Genomic DNA, 19,491 nt, shown 5'->3' with positions numbered 1-19,491 from the left:
TACGTCAATATACTTACACACAGAAAATTATTTAGGATTGTTTATAAATATAGAAAATCATTTAGGATTGCTATAGTAGCGACGTATTTAAGTAAATATCGACATTAATCAGAATCTCATGTTACCTGAAATTGTCAAAGGCTTCATCGTCTTAGCGGCCATCTTCATTCCCCTCGAAAGAATCTTATCCTTGCACAAGCAAAAGATATTCCGTCTCGGATGGGCAACCGATGCCACTTATTTTTTTACAGGTCACTTTATTGGCAGAGGGGGCGCTATTGTTGTGACTGTAACTTGGTCACTGATGACTAATTTACTCAACGCGGAATTGCAAAGCAAAGTAGCTTCTCAACCTGTGTGGTTGCAGTTGGCAGAAGCAGTTATCGTTTCAGATATGGCATATTATATTGCTCACCGGCTGCTGCATGAAGTACCCTGGCTTTGGCAATTTCATGCTGTCCATCACAGCATTGAACACATGGACTGGTTAGCAGCAGTGCGGGTGCATCCCTGCGAGCAACTCTTTACTCAGATTTGCAAAATAATGCCTCTTTACTGGTTGGGATTTACTAAGGAGAGTTTGGTGGCTTATGCTCTTTATTCGGCGGCGATCGCTTTCTTAATTCATTCTAATATTAAATTAAAATTTGGTATCCTAAAATGGTTCGTAGCAACCCCACAATTTCATCACTGGCATCACAGTAGAATTCCCGAAATCTACAACAAAAACTTTGCTGTTCAGTTGCCACTGTTAGATTGGCTATTTGGTACTATGTATATGCCAGCGAAAAAAATGCCTGATAAATATGGAATTTATAATTCTATACCTGTTGGATATGTCGGACAAATATTATTTCCATTTTCAAGGATGATGAAAAATGCTAGATAAAAATGCAAAACCAGGTATTAATCGCTATTTTCGGATTTTGCTGGTAATTATGGGTTTTGGCTTGACGAGTGTTGCTTCTGTGGGTGCAGTGGCCCTATTTCATCACATGGATATCCTAACTTTTATCGCCAGTTTAAATACGAAACAAGTAACTGTTGCCGAATTGCAGCAGGGTAAGTTGAAACCAGTGATTTTGATCGATGTGCGATCGCCCGAAGAATACGCGGAAGATCGCATCGGTGAAAGTCCCCTTGTTCCCATAATTGATATTGAGATGGGGTTCGGTGTCAAGCAGATTCAATCCATTGTAAAAGCTAGGGTTAAATCTGAGCGGACTCAGCCCGTAATTGTACTTTATTGTGCCAGAGGAGGGCGATCGGTTAAAGCATACAAACAGTTGGAAAAAGTCGCTCGGTATTCCCAAGAATCTGGAGGAAATGAGACTAATAAGATTAAGGATATTAGCCTGAATGTTGTTGTCCTTTCAGGCGGTATCAAAGCGTGGCGGGAAGCAGTGCCGGCTGCAAAAGATGCTCAGATATTAGCCCCAATTACTTTGCACACCTTGATAAAGTCTCCCTCAGTCACCATGCTTTCGGAATGAATCCGGTCAGTTGTGACCAAATAGATTTGGGTCAAATCTCTATCAATAGAAAGGTGTATCCTGCTGACAGATTAGCTATCTTCAAGAAAAGTAGCCATTATCCTCAGCAATCTGCAACGGTTGGCTGTTTGGGCAGGCAGCACAATAATCAAAGTCATAATAAGTTGATTCCATGCAAAACACGGCAGATTTACTCCCCAAAATAGACTCGCCGAGTCTTCCCAAAAAGCAACCCGCACCCCCAAATTACGAAGCAGCCGATCGGCAATTTGTCAATTTGCTAGAAGTCGAGGATTTAGACAAGACGGTGGCGGCAAAACCGTTACTTGTCAGCGATTTTGAAAGCGCGATCGCCTATGCAATTCAAGCAGCTTACCAACAGCAACCGGGCGATGAGGCCGCTCACCGCTTCTTGCAGCGCGTGCTTTACCGCATCAACCGCCTCAATTTGTTTTGGTACGACGATTTGCGCCGCTACAATAACGAACGATCGCACTATTTGCGTTCAGTGCGCGATCGCATTGAAGAACCTTGGCAGCAGTGGGAACTGGCGCAAATCGACGTTGCAGCGCTGCAAAAATTGCCGGATGTCAAGCAAGCCCTGCGCGATCGCGCGGCCGCCGATGTCGATCCTCCCCTAACTGAGATCGATCGCTACCAGCGGGAACAGATGACTGAAGAGGGATACAAACACCTGCTGGCGATCGCCTCTTTCGACGGTTTAGTGGAAGCCAGCCGCCTTTCTCGCATCCTCGGCGGCGCCGGCAACGAAATTCAGTGTACTCTTACCCGAGTGCTGATCGAAGAATACGGCGGCGGTCGCCTCCCCCGCAAGCACTCGACCTTTTTTGCTCAGATGCTGGCTGAATTCGATATGAGTACAGAACCAGAAGCGTACTTCGATTTAGTGCCTTGGGAAGTGCTCGCAAGCATTAATCACAACTTTCTGCTGACGGAACGCAAGCGCCATTTTCTGCGCTACAACGGCGGACTCACTTATTTTGAGGTGGCGGGGCCCGTTGCTTACCGCAATTATCTAGCCGCTGCCCAGCGTTTGGGCCTCTCGCAGGCTGCTATGGGTTATTGGGAACTGCACATCAAAGAAGACGAGCGTCACGGCCGCTGGATGTTGGATGAAGTGGCGATCCCGCTGGTTGATAGATACCCGCAGGACGCTTGGGAGCTGGTGTTGGGGTACGATCAGGAGAAGTCGATCGGCGATCGGGCTGGGGCTGCTGTGGTGCGATCGATCCAAGCCACAGAACACAATTAACAGCTATATCGTAGGGTGGGTCAGAGACTGATGCACCCTAGATCTTGCACCCTTCTCAATAAGCTTTTGAGGAACAGGCAAGATGCCTGTTCCACAAAGAGTTTATTTCTTGTGGAACAGGCATCTTGCCTGTTGCTGACAATCTTGCCTGTTGCTGACAATGGTGCAACATCTCAGAGGCACCCTACCAGCGCTGTATTTTAAAATGCTGTCATTAACTGAATGAGCTCGATCGACAAATCTCTTTGCGACTTTTGGTGCTTCTTAAACAAAACTCCAGCCAACAGATAGATGTTTTCCGAATAAAAAGCCATTCCCTGTTCTCTGAGAGTAGCGATCGCGCTTTTCACTTTGGGTTCCGAACTATAATAGCCAAAAGTTAAAGGTGCAATTTCAAAATTCGCAACCGAGTAGCCTCGATCCAAGGCATAATCGATCAAACCCACAGGATTAGAATAGCTAGAAACCATCAGCAAAACTTCATCGCAGCCCAGAGATAAAAGTTTCTTAGCAATTGTCGAACCATCACTCCCGCCGTGCAACAGCGGCTGGTAAATCTTATCATCCACCGCGGGCAAGTAAGGCGGATTTGAGATGACACAATCCGCCGACTCGTATAAAGGCGAATCAAAAAAAGAGCAATTGTTGACCGTATATTTTTCGATCAGTTGATATTCCTTAATTTGAGACTGAGCAATTTTCCAAGCTACATTATTTAGCTCAAATCCCTGTATTGTCCCATCAAAATCACTTCTCAGCAAAGACTTAATAACTGGACTTCCCTCTCCAGAACCAAACTCTACGATAAGTCGAGAATTGTCACTAGCATTTAACACTAAACTTTCCAAGCAGTGCGCGTAAAAATCAGATTCTTCCGGGCAGTGGAATACCTGTTTCAGAGGGTGGGATGAAGTGAGCATAAATTCTGTAACCAAGTTGACTATTTTAAAAGTATCGAATATGTAATACTCCCGCAATCTGTCCCAAGAGCTATTTTCTCAACTTGTGCAATCTCTCTTTTCCTGTTTTATCTGGTGGGAGCGAATAACTATTACTGCCGATAGATTATCAAATTAACTAGATTAATCCGATTGACAGATTGCAATTATATAGCGATTGCTGGTGAGATAGTACCTAAGCAAATAATGGTAAGTTTTAATATTGTCAGATATGACCTTTTTTAATTATTCTGTTCCGCCTTTGCGCCGGAAACAGCTTAACATTGAGGTTCAGGATTTAGAAGGGCTTTGGCAAGTTCAGTTTCCACTTGGCAAAGATCGATTTTATTCACAATTTTATACTTGTCTCGATCGAACTTGCTTGCTGTGGAGCTTGCTGTTAATACCCATCTTCGGCACAGCACAATTTTTTTCTGTGAGTTGGATGCTGCAAGCTGGTTTGTGGTCAGCCCTCAGCCTCGTAGGTACAGCAGCAATGGTAAGCATGACATACTCTTGGGTCAAAATAGAACGCCTGATTTGGGTGCTTTACGGTTGGGTAATACTAATGTTATTAGGATTGTTGCTTACCGATTTAGCAATTTTTCTCAGTTGGGGAAAAGTGTTGGCTAATCTCTGTCCCCTGTGGTTGGGAATGAGCGGAATAGGGTATTTGGGGACGGGATTTGCAGTGCGATCGCGCGCGCTTGTAGCCGCAAGTTTACTTCACCTGGTGGGAATTTTGATTTTGCCTTACACGGGCGGTTGGCTTTTCCTCTTTACGGGAGCAGTAATGGTATTGAGCTTGCTAGTTTTAGCGGAATTGCAATGGGATATGCGCCAGCCTATTAACAGGCTGAATTAACTTATGTACCACCGCGATTACAACAGCTATCGACGTAAAGCATTAACGACAAGTGATGAGTACATTGCTAATAACTGAGGATATCATGCCCGCTAGAATAACGTCACTGCAATTGGTTGGTAGTGAGCATTCTTCGTTCTCATCAAAAGTTGAGGAATGAAGCCCTCACTACACAACGGAGAGGGGTTATGTTAGCGGACACGATATTACTGATGGCTGATAACTAATTGCCACCAGACTGTACAGATTTGCGGGTTTGGTTAGTATCGTCGCCCTTGTGATGCCACGTGCCACCTTCGCCTTGAACGTATTCAGATTTTACGCTGTTCCAAGCAACGCTAGCAGCACCATCGGCGCTCATTCCATCTTCGCTAGCGCTCTTAAAAGCCGCCTGAAAAATTTGTTTCGCCCCTTGGGGGAGTTGTTGTGCTTCCGAAGGTAAGGTGTCAAATTGTTGTTCTGGCATAATGACCTCTAATTATTAAACCTATCTTTAAGGTTATATACAAGAAGCAACTACTTTCCTCTCTCTATAAGCAAGTTTTAAACCGCATTTTTATCATTCCCAAGACAGATGTAATATTAAATTTCTTATGAATGGCTAAGGGAAGTGACTTGCCGTTGCTGGTTGGCCCGGATTTGGGTAATTTATTTTCTGAAACAATCATTAATCTGATTTCGGCTTTTTCACTTGCGAATTTAGAAAAAGCGATGAACATTAGATAGGCAATTCTGGCAATAATTCGATACAGCCTACTTAATCTCTGCTTGTGAAATGTGTGAGGGAATAAGCGCTATCTGGCATAGTTTTGGCTTGACTCTATCAGAGTTTAGCCGATCGCACTCACAAGCAATTCTGACGACTGCGCCACCGTTGGTTAATTTCATGTCGCGCGGGCACGACTCGGATAGCCCTCAGTTCGCCTTCGTGTTTGAGGCAACTCAAATCCCAGTCAAAAGCCTTGCTGTTGCGAGGTTGCAGGTGTTCTGGCGACTCAGAGCGAGCCATCGGGCGTTTTGAGAGAATTTAGTTTCCTGAGAAAGTTTGAGCCGTATGCTACGAGGGGCAAAATTGCCAGCAGCAAGTTAAGGAAAAATAGCGCTCAAAAAATTTACAACTAACTCCTCTGGCATAGGACTAACCTAAAATTGACAGTAATAAAATCAATAATTTCTGGCTCAAAGCACCTGCTGCCGGGGAAAATTTATAGGAATAGCCACGCGCTTGTCTCAGAAACCCGGTTGATTTGTATATGTCTCATTACTCAACCCAATATTTTTGATATCAGCCCGGTTTCTATCCCCCGTACACAAATTTTGATATAGCTAGTCGGCCGCTCAATCAAATTTCATCCACCACCTGAAATAAAAAGCCATTTTGTCAAATATTCCTAAAGATGAATGGCGAACTTGAACGATACCTAATAGCTTATAAACTGTTAACGCGGCGGTCTAATTTTTCCGTGGGAAACAATCCAGGAAACGGGACTAAATACGCTCCCTTACCTTCATTATTCCGCAGCGAAGGTTAGAAAAATTGCACGTTACGCTGTCAATTTGACCCTGCGGTTTTGGCATCACAAGCGATCGCAGCACTATATGCAAAAGCAAGCATTACCATGAAATCTTCTAAATTGTTGAAAGTTGTTTTAGCAAGCGCTTGTACTTTAGGTTTAGCAACGGTTTCCTTAGCAGTGCCTGCTTCAGCCCAGTCGGGCGGTGCTGGCGGCGGTGCTGGTGGCGGTTCTGGCACAGGTACAAGCGGTACAAGCGGTACAAGCGGTACAAGCACCGGTACAACTGGCACGGGTACAAGCGGTACAACCGGTACGACTGGCACCGATACCACCGGTACAAGCGGTACGAGTGGCATCGGTACAAGCGGTACAAGCGGTACAAGCGGTACAAGCGGTACGACTGGCACAACGGGTACAACCGGTACGACTGGCACCGATACAACCGGTACAACGGGTACAAGCGGCACCGATACAACCGGTACAACGGGTACAACTGGTACGACTGGCACCGATACAACCGGTACAAGCGGTACAACGGGTACGACTGGCACCGATACCACCGGTACAAGCGGTACGAGTGGCACTGATACCACCGGTACAAGCGGTACGAGTGGCACCGATACCACCGGTACAAGCGGTACAACGGGTACGACTGGCACGGGTACAAGCGGTACAACCGATACCACTGGCACCGGCACAAGTGGTACAACCGATACCACTGGCACCGGCACAAGCGGTACAAGCGGTACGACTGGCACGGGTACAACGGGTACAACTGGTACAACTGGTACGACTGGCACGGGTACAAGCGGTACAACCGATACGACGGGCACCGGTACAACGGGTACAACCGGTACAACAGGCACCGGCACAACGGGTACAACCGGTACGAGTGGCACGGGCACAACGGGTACAACCGGTACAACAGGCACGGGCACAACGGGTACAACCGGTACAACCGATACCACATCGACGCCGGCTGATACTAATTCTGGAGTTTTGAGTGCTCGGCGCGATAGCCCCAACAATTTCGGGTGGCTGGGTGCCTTGGGCGCCTTTGGTTTGATCAACTTGTTTCGGAAAGGCAGTACACCCTCCCATCGGTAGTTTCGGGCGATTCCCTACGGGATAGCTTCGCTTCACGTACTTTTGAAAACAACTTAGAGGCTTAGAAATTCATGACTTCACTCAATCGCAAAAGTTTGTTCAAAAAATTGGTAACAGTTGCCGGAATTGCCGGCGTTAGTTCCTTGATAGCTGTGCCGGGATTCGCAGAATTAAACCGCCAGACTAACGGCTTCAACCAGTCGGGCGATCGAGTTTTTGAGCTTGCTGATAGCGACTTAAACGATCCTAATTCTCCGGGACCTTCTGTTACAGATCCTAACAACAACAATCCTGGCGGTTCTCCCAACACTCCAAATACCCCCAGCAACAACACTCCCGACCGTTCTCCCAACACTCCAACTACCCCCAGCAACAACACTCCCGGCCGTTCTCCAAATAGCCCCATCAACAACACTCCCAGCCGTTCTCCCAACACTCCAACAGGTGGCGAAACTTCGCCTAATTCTCTCAGCAGCCAAGACAGAAACTTTGTCATGCAAGCAGGTCAACTTGGTATGCTCGAAGTGGAACTCGGCAGATTGGCAGTGCAGCGCGGTTCTAGTCCTAGTGTGAAACAATACGGGCAAGAAATGGTTGAGGAACACACCCAGGCTAATCAAGAACTGATGCAGGTAGCAATGCAAAAAGGCGTAAAACTGCCAACCGAAATGAGCAGCCAGAACACAGCTTTGATGGAGCGACTTTCGGGACTCTCCGGTAGAAGTTTTGACACTGCTTACAAGCAGGCTATGATCGAGAGCCACAATCAGGCTATTTCTGTGTTTCAGGCTCAATCTCAACAGGGACAAGATGCCGACTTGAAGGCTTGGGCCACCCAGAAGTTGCCGAACCTTCAGGCGCACTTGCAAATGGTTAACCAAATGTTGGCAGATACCAGCCAGCCCAAATAGGAGGTAGAGGATGTAGAGTGCGATCGCCTAAAAGCAAATCGCACTCTACCTTTGCCGATCGGAGAGGGAACACTAATAAATTCTTTTAAACCCTATAATTTTTGAGAACAATGGAAGATTTTCTCCGCAGTTTGTTGGGCAGCAATATTACAGCGACGTGGCTGTTATTAATCGTAGGGTTTTGCTGGATTGCTTACATACCCGGTCGCCTGAACAATTAAAAATTATCCATTAAAACTTCAAAATTAACTAGGTAGGCGCAAATAAACCTTACCGTTGAACAGACTAAGTTATAGGGTGCCTCAGAGCCTCAGATTTTCTACGATATTTCATGCCATGTCTCTGACGCACGCTACAACTTAGTCTAAATAAATCATTTTTTAACAGACAGGCGTTCGATCGCCCGATCGCGGAAACAAACAAGTGCGATCGGGCGATTTATTCAAACAACACAAAATTAATTAATCCTCAGTTTCCACAAAAACACTCACAGCCGCCACAGCGATTAGCATTTCATCATTTTTATCATTCAGAGAGGCGATCGCCCTTCCTGCCACAATCATCCCTCCTTGCTCCACAATCAGAGTTTTGCTGCCGAAAGGTAGCACCGCCAACACCTCCTGTTCCCGCACTTGTTCCGGGTAAGGAACAGCCACCTTTACCTCAACAATCATCTGATTGGGGTCAGTCAAACCCGCAACTTCCCAGACCCCCAGCAAAGCATTGTGGGCGATCGCATTCCGTACAGCCCTTGCACAGGCTACAGTCGGTTCCTGCCCGTGCTGGTCTACCCCCATCCCCATTTCGATGATGAAACATTTACGTGCCATAGTTGCCCCTTGGTTGATTTTTGTTTGTAGTCGATCGCACTCTTTCCCCAAACAATTATCAACCTAATAGACGGCTTTTGATATTATTTTATCAATCGATTTAACAACAAAAGAATAATACCAGTCTAAAAACAATCCAACTGTAGGCAAGCTTCAAACCCTTATCAAATCAGCCATTCTCAATCTCAAATGTCAAATGGTATAACTTATGGTAATATAACCAAATTCAGCTTTCCTAGCGGACTGCAAAACTCATCGCCAGCTTGAATCATGGATAGTTTTCTACCAATTGCCTACTTTCAAAACCAATTTCTCCCCTTTACCGACGCCAAAATTTCCATAGCCACCCACGCACTGCACTACGGAACCGGAGTCTTAGGCGGGTTGCGGGGAATTCCCGACCCCCAAAATCCCGATCGAATATTGCTATTTAGATTAGACCGCCACTGTCAAAGATTAAGTCAAAGTGCCAGCTTCCTTCACTGCGATTTACCAGCCAGCAAAATCCAACAAATAATTATTGATTTTGTCCAGAAAAACCAACCAACAAAATCCTTTTATATCCGCCCTTTTATCTACACATCCAGTTTAGGAATTGCCCCGCGACTGCACAACGTAGAAACCGACTTTTTTGTCTACGGATTAGAACTTTCAGACTATTTGCCCAAAGAAGGAGTCAACTGTAGAATTAGCTCTTGGTACCGCCAAGAAGACCGCAGTTTGCCCTTAAGAGGTAAAATTAGCGGCGCTTACATTACCTCAGCTTTAGCTAAAACAGAAGCAGTAGAATCCGGCTTCGACGAAGCGATCATGATGAATTCTCAAGGAAAAGTCAGCGAAGCTTCAGGAATGAATATATTTGTCGCCAGAAACGGTAAATTAGTTACCCCCGGCTTCGAGCAAGATATTCTCGAAGGAATTACCAGAGACAGCGTTATAACTATCGCTAGAGACTTAGGAATTGAAGTCATAGAAAGACCCGTTGATAGATCAGAACTGTTGATTGCAGACGAGATTTTCCTCTGCGGAACCGCCGCGAAGATTACGCCAATTAAGCGAGTAGAAAACTATCAATTGCCCAAAAACCGACCCATCACCGAAAAGATTTTGGACAAACTAACCGCGATTATCGAAAATCGCGACAGCCAGTATAAAGACTGGGTATTTCCGATTGATCTTAATTAACCGAAAATACCTGTGCTCGTAGAAGCGAGTTCACTCGTTATCAGGCTCTGCCTGGTAAAGCACATCAGGAGGCTCTGCCTCCACATTTCATGCCAGCCATGCGAGGCAGAGCTTGTGGATACCGGTTCCCAGGCAGAGCCTAAGAACCAGTTGTTGTGGAGCCGGCATCTTGCCGGCTTCCTGCTAGGAACTACCCGCACAAAACAGCCGCGTGATGCCGAATGTGCTCTTCCATAAAAGTAGCTATAAAATAATAGCTATGATCGTAACCTTCCTGCATCCTTAAAGTTAGTGGCTGTCCCGCTTTTGCACAAGCCTCCGCAAACACTTCCGGCAACAACTGCCCGTCAGCCAGATACGAATCAGCAGTGCCGCAGTCAATCAGAATCGGACGGTTGTATTGCGCCTCAAGTACCAATTCGCTAGCATCCCAAGCCCTCCAAATCTGTTGGTCGCTGCCGAGGTAGTTTGCAAAAGCTTTTTGTCCCCAATGGCAGCGCATTGGCGCCGAAATAGGCGCCAATGCGGAAACTGAAAGATAGCGAGATCCATTTTTCAAAGCGCAAATTAAAGCCCCGTGTCCGCCCATCGAATGACCGAAAATTCCCTGTTTTTCTGGTATCGCTGGAAAATTTTCGGCGATTAAATTGGGCAATTCATCAACCACATAACTGTACATCCGATAGTGAGAATTCCAAGGTGTGGCTGTCGCATCAACATAAAAACCCGCACCACTTCCTAAATCCCAATCGTCATCTTCTCCAGGAATGCTAGTATTGCGCGGGCTAGTGTCGGGCGCAACCAACATTAACCCGAATTTTGCCGCAAATTGTTGCGCCCCTGCTTTTGCCATAAAGTTCTCTTCCGTGCAGGTTAAACCTGATAGAAAATACAAAACTGGTACGGGTTGAGATAAAGCTTGCGGCGGCTGATAAACAGCGAATTTCATCTCGCTGTTGCAAGCGGAGGATTGATGGCTGTAAAAGCCGAGTTTGCCACCGAAACTTTTCTGTTCTTTGTGCAGTTTTAGGGATTCTGATATCATATTAATTCTATTTCATTTGTGAAGGAAATTTTTTATTAACCGCAGAGGGCGCAGAGGACGCAGAGGCAGAGAGAAAAGAGAAGTTATGTAGGGTGCAGCCGTTTACCTTACGCCTATAGGTAGCGCGTAAAACCACTTTTTCCGTAAGTCCTGTCTTCCTTCTTCCCTCTTCCCTCTTCCTTCAAAAACTCAAAAAGTCAAAACTGTGCGAATTGATTCACCTTTGTGCATCAAATCAAAGGCTTCATTGATTTTGTCGATCGGCATTACCTGAGTTACGAGACTGTCAATATCAATTTTACCGTCCATGTACCAATCAACAATCTTAGGAACATCAGTTCGACCTTTCGCACCGCCAAAAGCCGTCCCTTTCCAAACCCTGCCAGTTACTAGCTGAAACGGGCGGGTGCTAATTTCTTGACCGGCTCCTGCTACCCCAACAATTACGCTCACGCCCCAACCTTTGTGGCAGCATTCCAAAGCTTGGCGCATCACATTAATGTTGCCGATACATTCAAAACTGTAATCAGCTCCGCCTTTGGTTAAATCTACCAGATAAGGCACTAAATCACCTTCCACTTCGCGAGGATTGACAAAGTGAGTCATGCCGAATTTTTCCGCCATCTCTCGCTTATCGGGGTTCAAGTCTACGCCGACAATCATGTTAGCTCCCACCATACGAGCTGCTTGAATTACATTCAAACCCACGCCGCCTAAACCGAAAACTACCACATTAGAACCAGGCTCTACTTTCGCAGTATTTATGACAGCGCCGATGCCAGTTGTTACGCCGCAGCCGATCAAACAAACTTTATCAAAAGGAGCATCTTCGCGAATTTTTGCTACTGCAATTTCCGGCAATACTGTATAATTAGCAAAGGTAGAAGTTCCCATGTAATGGTAAAGTTTCTGCCCGTCTATGGAAAACCTGCTCGTGCCGTCGGGCATCACTCCCTGGCCTTGAGTCACGCGAATTGCTTGACAGAGATTAGTTTTGCGGCTCAAACAATATTCGCAGTTGCGGCATTCGGGAATGTAGAGAGGAATTACCCGATCGCCCACTTTGACACTCGTTACTCCCGGCCCAACTTCTGCGACTATCCCGGCTCCCTCGTGGCCTAAAATAGCCGGAAACAAGCCTTCTGGATCGGCACCCGAAAGAGTGTAAGCATCAGTGTGACAAACACCCGTGGCTTTAATTTCCACCAGCACCTCTCCAGCCCTCGGCCCATCCAGATCCACCGTTTCAATGCTCAAAGGTTGGCCGGCACTGCGAGCAACTGCTGCTTTTACTTTCATGCTTTCTCCTGCGATCGATTTGTCAATTCACCAGTCAATATGTATTGTATTACTTAATGTCAAAAATCAGCAAATCTATGACCAAATTAATTGTAATTACCGGAGTCAGTCGCGGTCTAGGTCTTGCCCTGACCGAAAATTTTATTGAATTGGGACATACAGTTTTGGGATGCGCCCGTTCTTCCGAAGCGGTGGAAAAACTCAACAAAAAACATAGTGCGCCCCATCATTTTACTTGTTTGGATGTCACTAACGACGAGCAAGTAAAAGCTTGGGCAACAGAAATTTTGGCAAAAAATGAGCCACCAGATTTGCTAATTAATAATGCAGGTGTAGCTAATCATCTCGCGCCTCTTTGGAATGTCAGTAACGAAGAATTTTCCCAGGTAATTGATGTTAATATTAAAGGTACGGCTAATGTAATTCGTCACTTTGTCCCGGCAATGATTGCTCGAAAAAGTGGCATAATTGTCAACTTTAGTTCGGGTTGGGGAAGGTCAACTTCGCCGGAAGTCGCGCCCTATTGCGCTTCCAAGTGGGCAATAGAAGGACTTACGCGATCGCTCGCTCAAGAATTGCCCAGAGGTATGGCAGCAGTTCCTTTGAATCCGGGGATAATTCACACAGATATGCTGGACATTTGTTTCGGCGAAGATGCAGCAAATTACCCGTCAGTCAAAGCCTGGGTGCAAAAAGCAGTTCCTTTTTTACTCAAGTTGAAAGCTTCAGATAACGGAATGCCACTGACTGTTCCGGGATAATACAGCAACCCTTACAGGATTTGCAAACATCTCTCTTTTCTTCTCCTCAGCGCCCTCTGCGCTCTCTGCGGTTCATTAAAAAAAATTCAAAAATGAAATAAAATTGCTATATTCCCAACTCAAAACTCTTTCCCCAAATAGCCACTGTGAACTTGCCGCTAACATCCCCCTCGCAAACCGAAACCCGCAAAGCAGACCACCTGCGGATTTGCCTCGAAGAAGACGTACAATTTCGCGAAACTACCAGCGGCCTCGAACGCTACCGTTTTGAACACTGCTGTTTGCCGGAACTCGATCGCACTGAAATTGATTTAACCTCCACATTCCTCGGCAAAAAACTAGCAGTTCCCCTGCTAATTTCCTCGATGACCGGCGGCACAGAATTAGCCCAGACAATCAATTATCGCCTCGCCGATGTCGCTCAAGAATACAAACTGGCAATGGGAGTCGGTTCCCAGCGAATCATCGTAGAAAATCCTCAACTAGCTCCTACATTTGCAGTCCGACGGCGGGCTCCAGATATTCTGCTATTTGCCAATATCGGAGCGGTTCAATTAAACTACAATTACGGTTTGGAACAGTGCCAAAAAATTATTGATATTTTAGAAGCAGATGCCCTAATTTTGCACCTCAATCCGCTGCAAGAGTGCGTTCAAACCGAAGGCGATACTAACTTTAAAGGACTGCTAGATAAAATTGCCAAATTGTGCGATAAATTACCAGTACCAGTTATTGCTAAAGAAGTTGGCAACGGTATTTCAGGAAAAATGGCAAAGAAATTGCTCGCCGCCGGGGTAGGTGCGATCGACATTGCCGGGGCCGGAGGCACTTCTTGGGCGAAAATAGAAGGAGAGCGAGCTAAAGATGGCAAGCAGCGCAGGTTAGGCGCCACCTTTGCAGACTGGGGAATACCGACAGCCGAGTGCATTGTCAGCACCCGCGCCGTAGCGCCCGATGTTCCTCTGATTGCCTCTGGAGGATTGCAGAATGGGTTGGATGCAGCGAAGGCTCTCGCTCTTGGCGCGGATATTGCGGGACTGGCGCGGCCGTTTCTACAAGCTGCAGCGGAATCGGAATCAGCCGCAGCCCTTCTAGCTGAGGCTTTAATTGCAGAAATCGCCACCGTGATGTTCTGTACGGGCTGCGGTAATTTGGATGAGCTAAAACATTCAGGGGTTTTGGAAAGGTTAAGATAAAAGTGAGTCAGCAGTCAAAAGTCATTAGTCAGCAGTCAAAAGTCATTAGCTAATAACTACGACAGAGGATAATTGCTAAATCCTAGTTGCAGGAATTACCCATAATATCGTTTCCGCTGGCATCGGAAAAATATCATTCCGATTGCAGTGCGAGCGGGACTCTCGTCTCGGTATCATTCTACTCTCACCGGATATACTCTAACTAATGACTACTGACTATTGACTAATAACTAATTACCAATTATCTAATGAAAGATTTCCTAAAATATACCTGTGCCAGTTTACTGGGAACCTTCCTAGGAATGTTGCTGCTGGGCAGCATCGGATTGGGGGGACTGGTACTGCTAATTGCTGTGGCGGCATCGTCGTCTAAAGATTCAGGCCCGCAAGTTAAAGATAAGTCTGTATTGGTATTAGACCTTTCTTTAAATATCACCGACAGCAAACCGAGCCGTAGCACTAGCGCGGCGATTGAAGAAGTGCTTTCGGAAGATTCCGGCGATACAGTAACGTTGCGGACTGTTTTAGACTCGATCGAATATGCGAAAAAAGACCCGAAAATAGTTGGCCTTTATCTCGAAGGCAGCTCGGATTCGAGCAGCACCGGGTTTGCCAATCTCAAAGAAGTTCGATCTGCCTTGCAGCGTTTCCGAGATGCCAAAAAACCCATTTTTGCTTACCAGATGGACTGGAATGAGCGAGATTATTACCTCGGTTCCGTTGCTAATACAATTGCCGTCAATCCTTACGGCGCTTTGGAAATCAACGGTTTTAGCAGTCAGGGAATGTTTTTCACCGGTGCTTTGGAAAAATACGGCGTCGGAGTGCAAGTGACTCGCGTCGGCAAATACAAGTCAGCCGTTGAGCCGTTTTTGCTCACAAAAATGAGTCCCGAAAATCGCCAGCAAACTCAAAAGTTGCTCGGAGATATGTGGGGAGAATACCTGAAAACTGTCGCTCCGAGCCGCAAAGTGACTGTTCCGCAACTGCAAGCGCTTGCAGATAATGGCGGAACTTTGATGGCTGACGAAGCTCTCAAAAACAAGTTAGTTGATAAAGTTGTATACTTTGACGAAATATCGACCGAACTCAAAAAACTCACAGGAACCGATCGCGAAGACAAATCTTTCAAGCAAATTAGTTTGAAAAACTATGCGAAAATTGCGGAGAATAAAAACTCAACTCACGCTAACAAGAAAAACCAAATTGCTATACTTTACGCCGAGGGAGAAATTGTAGACGGCGAAGGGGGCCCGACTGAAGTAGGAGGCGATCGCATCGCTCAAGAAATGCGGAAAATTCGAGAAGATAACGACGTAAAAGCAGTGGTTTTGCGCGTCAACAGTCCCGGAGGCAGCGCGACGGCGGCCGAAGTCATTGGGCGCGAAGTGATGCTGACGGGGAAAAAGAAACCAGTTATTGTTTCAATGGGCAATTTAGCAGCTTCCGGCGGCTATTGGATTTCGATGGGTTCCAGCCGCATTTTTGCCGAACCCAATACGATTACTGGTTCTATTGGCGTTTTTGGAATGCTGTTTAACGCCGAAAAGTTGGCTGCTAACAACGGCCTGACTTGGGACGTTGTGAAAACCGCCCGCTTTGCGGATACTAACACGGTTTCCCGTCCCAAAAATCCTCAAGAATTGGCGAATATTCAGAGGATAGTCGATCGCATTTACGATCGATTTATTACTAAAGTCGCCAACTCCCGCAAACTGCCGAAAAACAAGGTACAAGAAATTGCTCAAGGCAGGGTGTGGTCTGGTACGGCGGCGAAAGAGTTGGGTTTAGTCGATGAAATTGGCGGTCTTGAAGATGCTGTCACAGAGGCGGCGAAACAAGCTAAACTCGGCGACGATTGGAAGTTGGAAGAATATCCAAAACGCCGCACTTTGGAGGAGCGAATTTTGGAAAAAATTTCCGGCGTTCACGTTTTGAAACCAGCCACCAAACTCGACCCGCTAACGGCCGAATTTAAGAAAATGCAAGATGAATTGGCTGTGATCAAGTCGATGAATGACCCGCAGGGGGTTTATGTTCGCTTGCCTTTCAATTTGCGGATTGATTAATTAATACCAAGTCCGGGATTTTTACCCCTTTATTCTTCAGTCCCCCTCTGTGTGGACGAAAGTTTTGCTATTGAACCGTTGCCAGCGCTGAGTATGATAGGGGTTTTTAACGCGGATTTGGTAAAAGTAGGCTGACGCACCTACAAACAACTGAAAAACCCGGTTTCTTCCAGAAACCGGGTTTATGAATACCTTAAAAGTCTATCGACTGGGAATTGGCAATATTTGTTATGCAGCACGCTGAGTTAACAATCCCCAGATGAAAAGTAGAACGATCGCACCTACGACTGCAAAAGCTATGCTGGGTAGAGTCAATGCTCCGAAGGATGCTCCCCCGCTCGTCCCCAGTAAGACTTGACCTAGATAACCTCCCACGAGCGCGCCCAAAATTCCTAAACCTGTTGTTGCCAGAAAACCGCCGCCTTGAGTTCCCGGATAAATGGCTTTGGCGATCGCACCGGCAATCAGTCCTAAAACGATCCAAGCAATAATTCCCATTTCTCTTTCTCCTGAATACTTAAACTTTTCTCGTCCCTTGTCTTATGTTCTTAGAATAACAACCGCTATCGAGCCTTTACCTCTACCGTAGGGAGGAACCGGAAGTGGTAGGATTTCTCATCAATTGTCTCAGTTTGAGGCTTTTTAATATCTCAAAAGAGTTAACCCACTTTTTCTAGGGAACAAAGGCACTTATGCTCAAACCAAAAGGGAAATAGGAGAATTTTTTCTGGGACTGTTTGTGTTTTACTGGTAAAAAAATTACAATAATTTTGTGAAACGAGGAAAGTTTGCGCCCGATGGATCTGACTCTGTGCATGATTGTGAAGAATGAAGAGGCAACACTGTCGCGGACTTTGGACAGCGTTAAGGGTGTTGTTGACGAAATGGTGGTAGTGGATACGGGATCGGGCGATCGCACCCGTGAAATTGCCCGAGAATGCGGGGCGAGGGTTTATGACTTTGAATGGTGCGACGACTTCGCAGCGGCGCGCAATGAGTGTCTGAAGCACGCCCAGGGCGACTGGATTTTGGTGTTGGATGCCGATGAGGTTTTAGTACCGGAGGTTGTACCTCAAATAAAGCAGGCAATTGCGAGCGATCGGCTGCTGCTAATCAATCTCATCCGCCAAGAAATCGGTGCCTCTCAGTCTCCCTATTCCCTAGTGTCGCGCTTGTTTCGCAATCGCCTCGATATCCGCTTTTCTCGCCCTTACCACGCAATGGTAGACGACAGCGTGGCTGAGATTTTGCAGAGGGAACCACAATGGAAAATAGCTTCTCTCCCCGATGTGGCGATTTGGCACTCTGGTTATCAAAAAGATGCGATCGCCGCAAAAAGTAAATTCCAAAAAGCTCAAGCAGCAATGGAACGCTATATTGCTTATTATCCAAACGATGCTTATGCTTGTAGCAAATTAGGCGCTTTGTATGTAGAAACCGGGCAAATCGGGCGGGGAATTAATTTATTAACCAAAGGCTTGACTGCTGCGGCAATTGATGATTCTATTCTTTACGAACTAAACTATCATTTGGGAATTGCTTATCGCCAGCAGCAGCAGTTTGCCAAAGCAAAAGAACACTATCAAGCCGCAATTAATACAAATGTGTTCCCGCCCCTCAAGTTGGGTGCTTACAATAATTTGGGCAATTTGCTCAAAGAGGAAGGAGATTTGAAATCTGCTGAAAAAGCTTACAAAGCAGCTTTAAAAATCGACCCCAATTTTGCAGCAGGTCACTACAATTTAGGGCTGACGCTGAAGGCAGCCGGAAATTTAGCCCATGCGATCGCCTATTACCGACAAGCGATTAAAATCGATCCAGAACACGCGGAAGCTCATCAAAACTTGGCAGTAGCCCTGCTGAAAATTGGCAAAATGCCAGAGAGTTTAGCAGAATTCAAAAGAGCGATCGCCCTTCACGAACAGCGCCGCCCATTTGAAGCAGAACGCCTGCGCCGAGGACTACAAGAAATGGGTTTACTTTAAACTTGCATATCTACTTTATCGTTGCCCAATAAATTTTAGGGGCAATCCCCGATGGTTTCCCCTCGCTCCCCAAGGGTAGGCACTCTTGGCACTACCCTAAAAATTCTGAAAATTACCAGCAAAATTAAGCAATTATCTCTACTTTGCCGCTATCCAAATCGTAGCGGCCCCCAACAACTTTAAGCTTGCCCGCTTTGACTGCTTCAGCTAAAATACGCGAGGAGGATTGTAACTGATTGACATTCATTTTCACGTTAGCTCTGACTGCGTTATCCCAGGCATCGCCTTTTTGACCTTTGGTCGAATCAACTGCCGGTTTAATCGCCGCCACCAAAGTGCTAATGTGACCCGGAACAGCTTTACCATCTAAAGCTGCTTTGACAGCACCGCAGCGTTCGTGACCCAGAATTACTAATAGTGGCACGCCTAATTCTAAGGTCGCATATTCTATATTCCCGAGAACCACATCGTCGAGAAAATTTCCAGCTACTCGAATATCAAATAAGTCCCCTAATCCTTGGTCGAAAATAATTTCGGGAGCAACGCGCGAATCAGAACAAGCCAGGATGGTTGCAAACGGATGTTGACCCTGTGCTACTTCTACAACTCGCGATCGAGCTTGGTCGGGAAATGTCCGTTTTTGCTCAATGTAGCGTTGATTACCCTCCATCAATTTCTTAAGAGCAGTGTTAGGAGTAATCTCAGTAGGAGTAATGTCAGAGATTGCCTCTGCCTTTGCTGCTTCGGCTTGTAAAAACGCTGGTGCAATGCTGGCCGCCAGCATCCCTGCACCAGCCCTCAGCATTAAATTCCGTCGCGAAATCATACCTGTTCTTTCGCTTTTAGTCATTGCTTGCAACTCGGTTCAATTGTTTGTATTTGTTAGCATAATATATACCACAAGCTCAGTCAGACTTCTTTGATTTTTCTTTACAAGCTGCTCCGGCACAATGTAAACTTCAAAAAAGTAGCCCATTTTTATTTCATTCATATTTTATTTAGTAAAATCAACGGCAG

General features: G+C 46.1%; 19 protein-coding genes. 11 read left to right on the top strand and 8 right to left on the bottom strand.

All coding sequences use genetic code 11. The features are described from left to right. Positions 1 to 118 precede the first annotated feature (118 nt). The 3 genes from QUA42_RS14950 (at position 119) to QUA42_RS14940 (ending at position 2,766) form a co-directional block, all read left to right on the top strand. Complete coding sequence (locus tag QUA42_RS14950; RefSeq protein ID WP_333137958.1) at positions 119 to 889, top strand: sterol desaturase family protein; 771 nt, start codon at positions 119 to 121, stop codon at positions 887 to 889. Then, positions 879 to 1,493, top strand: a complete 615-nt coding sequence (locus QUA42_RS14945) for a rhodanese-like domain-containing protein (protein WP_333137957.1) — start codon at positions 879 to 881, stop codon at positions 1,491 to 1,493. The genes QUA42_RS14950 and QUA42_RS14945 overlap by 11 nt, the downstream gene beginning before the upstream one ends. Positions 1,494 to 1,665: 172 nt before the next feature. Further along, complete coding sequence (locus QUA42_RS14940) at positions 1,666 to 2,766, top strand: iron-containing redox enzyme family protein (RefSeq protein ID WP_333137956.1); 1,101 nt, start codon at positions 1,666 to 1,668, stop codon at positions 2,764 to 2,766. A 200-nt stretch (positions 2,767 to 2,966) separates the two neighbouring features. Here QUA42_RS14940 and QUA42_RS14935 read toward each other — a convergent pair whose 3' ends face one another. Next, complete coding sequence (locus tag QUA42_RS14935; RefSeq protein ID WP_333137955.1) at positions 2,967 to 3,686, bottom strand: SAM-dependent methyltransferase; 720 nt, start codon at positions 3,684 to 3,686, stop codon at positions 2,967 to 2,969. Between the two features lie 250 nt (positions 3,687 to 3,936). On the opposite strand from QUA42_RS14935, the gene QUA42_RS14930 reads away from it, so the two are divergent. Continuing rightward, on the top strand, positions 3,937 to 4,569 hold the full coding sequence (locus QUA42_RS14930) for a hypothetical protein (RefSeq protein ID WP_333137954.1): 633 nt from the start codon (positions 3,937 to 3,939) through the stop codon (positions 4,567 to 4,569). A gap of 223 nt (positions 4,570 to 4,792) precedes the next feature. Here the strand turns inward: QUA42_RS14930 and QUA42_RS14925 are convergent, their stop codons facing one another. Together QUA42_RS14925 and QUA42_RS14920 are read right to left on the bottom strand one after the other, a co-directional pair. Next, positions 4,793 to 5,035: a ChaB family protein gene (locus QUA42_RS14925; RefSeq protein WP_333137953.1), complete on the bottom strand. Its 243-nt coding sequence runs from the start codon at positions 5,033 to 5,035 to the stop codon at positions 4,793 to 4,795. 378 nt (positions 5,036 to 5,413) lie between these two features. Further along, the gene (locus QUA42_RS14920; RefSeq protein ID WP_333137952.1) at positions 5,414 to 5,578 is read right to left on the bottom strand and encodes a hypothetical protein; all 165 of its coding nucleotides are present in this window, start codon (positions 5,576 to 5,578) and stop codon (positions 5,414 to 5,416) included. A gap of 610 nt (positions 5,579 to 6,188) precedes the next feature. Between QUA42_RS14920 and QUA42_RS14915 the strand changes: the two genes are divergently transcribed. After that, on the top strand, positions 6,189 to 7,193 hold the full coding sequence (locus QUA42_RS14915) for a hypothetical protein (protein WP_333137951.1): 1,005 nt from the start codon (positions 6,189 to 6,191) through the stop codon (positions 7,191 to 7,193). 71 nt (positions 7,194 to 7,264) lie between these two features. Beyond that, positions 7,265 to 8,104, top strand: a complete 840-nt coding sequence (locus QUA42_RS14910) for a DUF4142 domain-containing protein (protein ID WP_333137950.1) — start codon at positions 7,265 to 7,267, stop codon at positions 8,102 to 8,104. A 461-nt stretch (positions 8,105 to 8,565) separates the two neighbouring features. On the opposite strand, the gene QUA42_RS14905 is transcribed toward QUA42_RS14910, so the two are convergent. Further along, positions 8,566 to 8,934 carry a Lin0512 family protein gene (locus QUA42_RS14905; protein WP_190662931.1) on the bottom strand — a complete coding sequence of 123 codons (369 nt, stop codon included), beginning with the start codon at positions 8,932 to 8,934 and terminating at the stop codon, positions 8,566 to 8,568. A 270-nt stretch (positions 8,935 to 9,204) separates the two neighbouring features. Here QUA42_RS14905 and QUA42_RS14900 point away from each other — a divergent pair, with 270 nt between their 5' ends. After that, positions 9,205 to 10,119: a branched-chain amino acid transaminase gene (locus tag QUA42_RS14900; protein ID WP_333137949.1), complete on the top strand. Its 915-nt coding sequence runs from the start codon at positions 9,205 to 9,207 to the stop codon at positions 10,117 to 10,119. 190 nt (positions 10,120 to 10,309) lie between these two features. Here the strand turns inward: QUA42_RS14900 and fghA are convergent, their stop codons facing one another. Then, complete coding sequence (gene fghA, locus QUA42_RS14895; protein WP_333137948.1) at positions 10,310 to 11,164, bottom strand: S-formylglutathione hydrolase; 855 nt, start codon at positions 11,162 to 11,164, stop codon at positions 10,310 to 10,312. A 189-nt stretch (positions 11,165 to 11,353) separates the two neighbouring features. Further along, positions 11,354 to 12,463 (bottom strand): S-(hydroxymethyl)glutathione dehydrogenase/class III alcohol dehydrogenase, encoded by a 1,110-nt coding sequence (locus QUA42_RS14890; protein WP_333137947.1) that lies wholly within the window; start codon positions 12,461 to 12,463, stop codon positions 11,354 to 11,356. A 77-nt stretch (positions 12,464 to 12,540) separates the two neighbouring features. Between QUA42_RS14890 and QUA42_RS14885 the strand changes: the two genes are divergently transcribed. The 3 genes from QUA42_RS14885 (at position 12,541) to sppA (ending at position 16,489) form a co-directional block, all read left to right on the top strand. Further along, positions 12,541 to 13,224, top strand: coding sequence for an SDR family NAD(P)-dependent oxidoreductase (locus QUA42_RS14885; RefSeq protein WP_333137946.1), 684 nt, complete (start codon positions 12,541 to 12,543; stop codon positions 13,222 to 13,224). A gap of 146 nt (positions 13,225 to 13,370) precedes the next feature. Further along, on the top strand, positions 13,371 to 14,420 hold the full coding sequence (gene fni, locus QUA42_RS14880; protein ID WP_333137945.1) for a type 2 isopentenyl-diphosphate Delta-isomerase: 1,050 nt from the start codon (positions 13,371 to 13,373) through the stop codon (positions 14,418 to 14,420). Between the two features lie 248 nt (positions 14,421 to 14,668). After that, positions 14,669 to 16,489 (top strand): signal peptide peptidase SppA, encoded by a 1,821-nt coding sequence (sppA, locus tag QUA42_RS14875; RefSeq protein ID WP_333137944.1) that lies wholly within the window; start codon positions 14,669 to 14,671, stop codon positions 16,487 to 16,489. 228 nt (positions 16,490 to 16,717) lie between these two features. Here the strand turns inward: sppA and QUA42_RS14870 are convergent, their stop codons facing one another. Further along, complete coding sequence (locus QUA42_RS14870) at positions 16,718 to 16,987, bottom strand: GlsB/YeaQ/YmgE family stress response membrane protein (protein ID WP_333037423.1); 270 nt, start codon at positions 16,985 to 16,987, stop codon at positions 16,718 to 16,720. A gap of 299 nt (positions 16,988 to 17,286) precedes the next feature. Between QUA42_RS14870 and QUA42_RS14865 the strand changes: the two genes are divergently transcribed. Beyond that, complete coding sequence (locus QUA42_RS14865) at positions 17,287 to 18,474, top strand: tetratricopeptide repeat protein (RefSeq protein ID WP_333137943.1); 1,188 nt, start codon at positions 17,287 to 17,289, stop codon at positions 18,472 to 18,474. A 124-nt stretch (positions 18,475 to 18,598) separates the two neighbouring features. Here QUA42_RS14865 and QUA42_RS14860 read toward each other — a convergent pair whose 3' ends face one another. Continuing rightward, positions 18,599 to 19,324 carry a carbonic anhydrase gene (locus QUA42_RS14860; protein ID WP_333137942.1) on the bottom strand — a complete coding sequence of 242 codons (726 nt, stop codon included), beginning with the start codon at positions 19,322 to 19,324 and terminating at the stop codon, positions 18,599 to 18,601. Positions 19,325 to 19,491 lie beyond the last annotated feature (167 nt).

This window comes from Microcoleus sp. Pol11C2 (assembly GCF_036701505.1).
Taxonomy (GTDB): domain Bacteria; phylum Cyanobacteriota; class Cyanobacteriia; order Cyanobacteriales; family Microcoleaceae; genus Microcoleus.
This window is presented reverse-complemented; position numbering and strand designations above follow the sequence as displayed.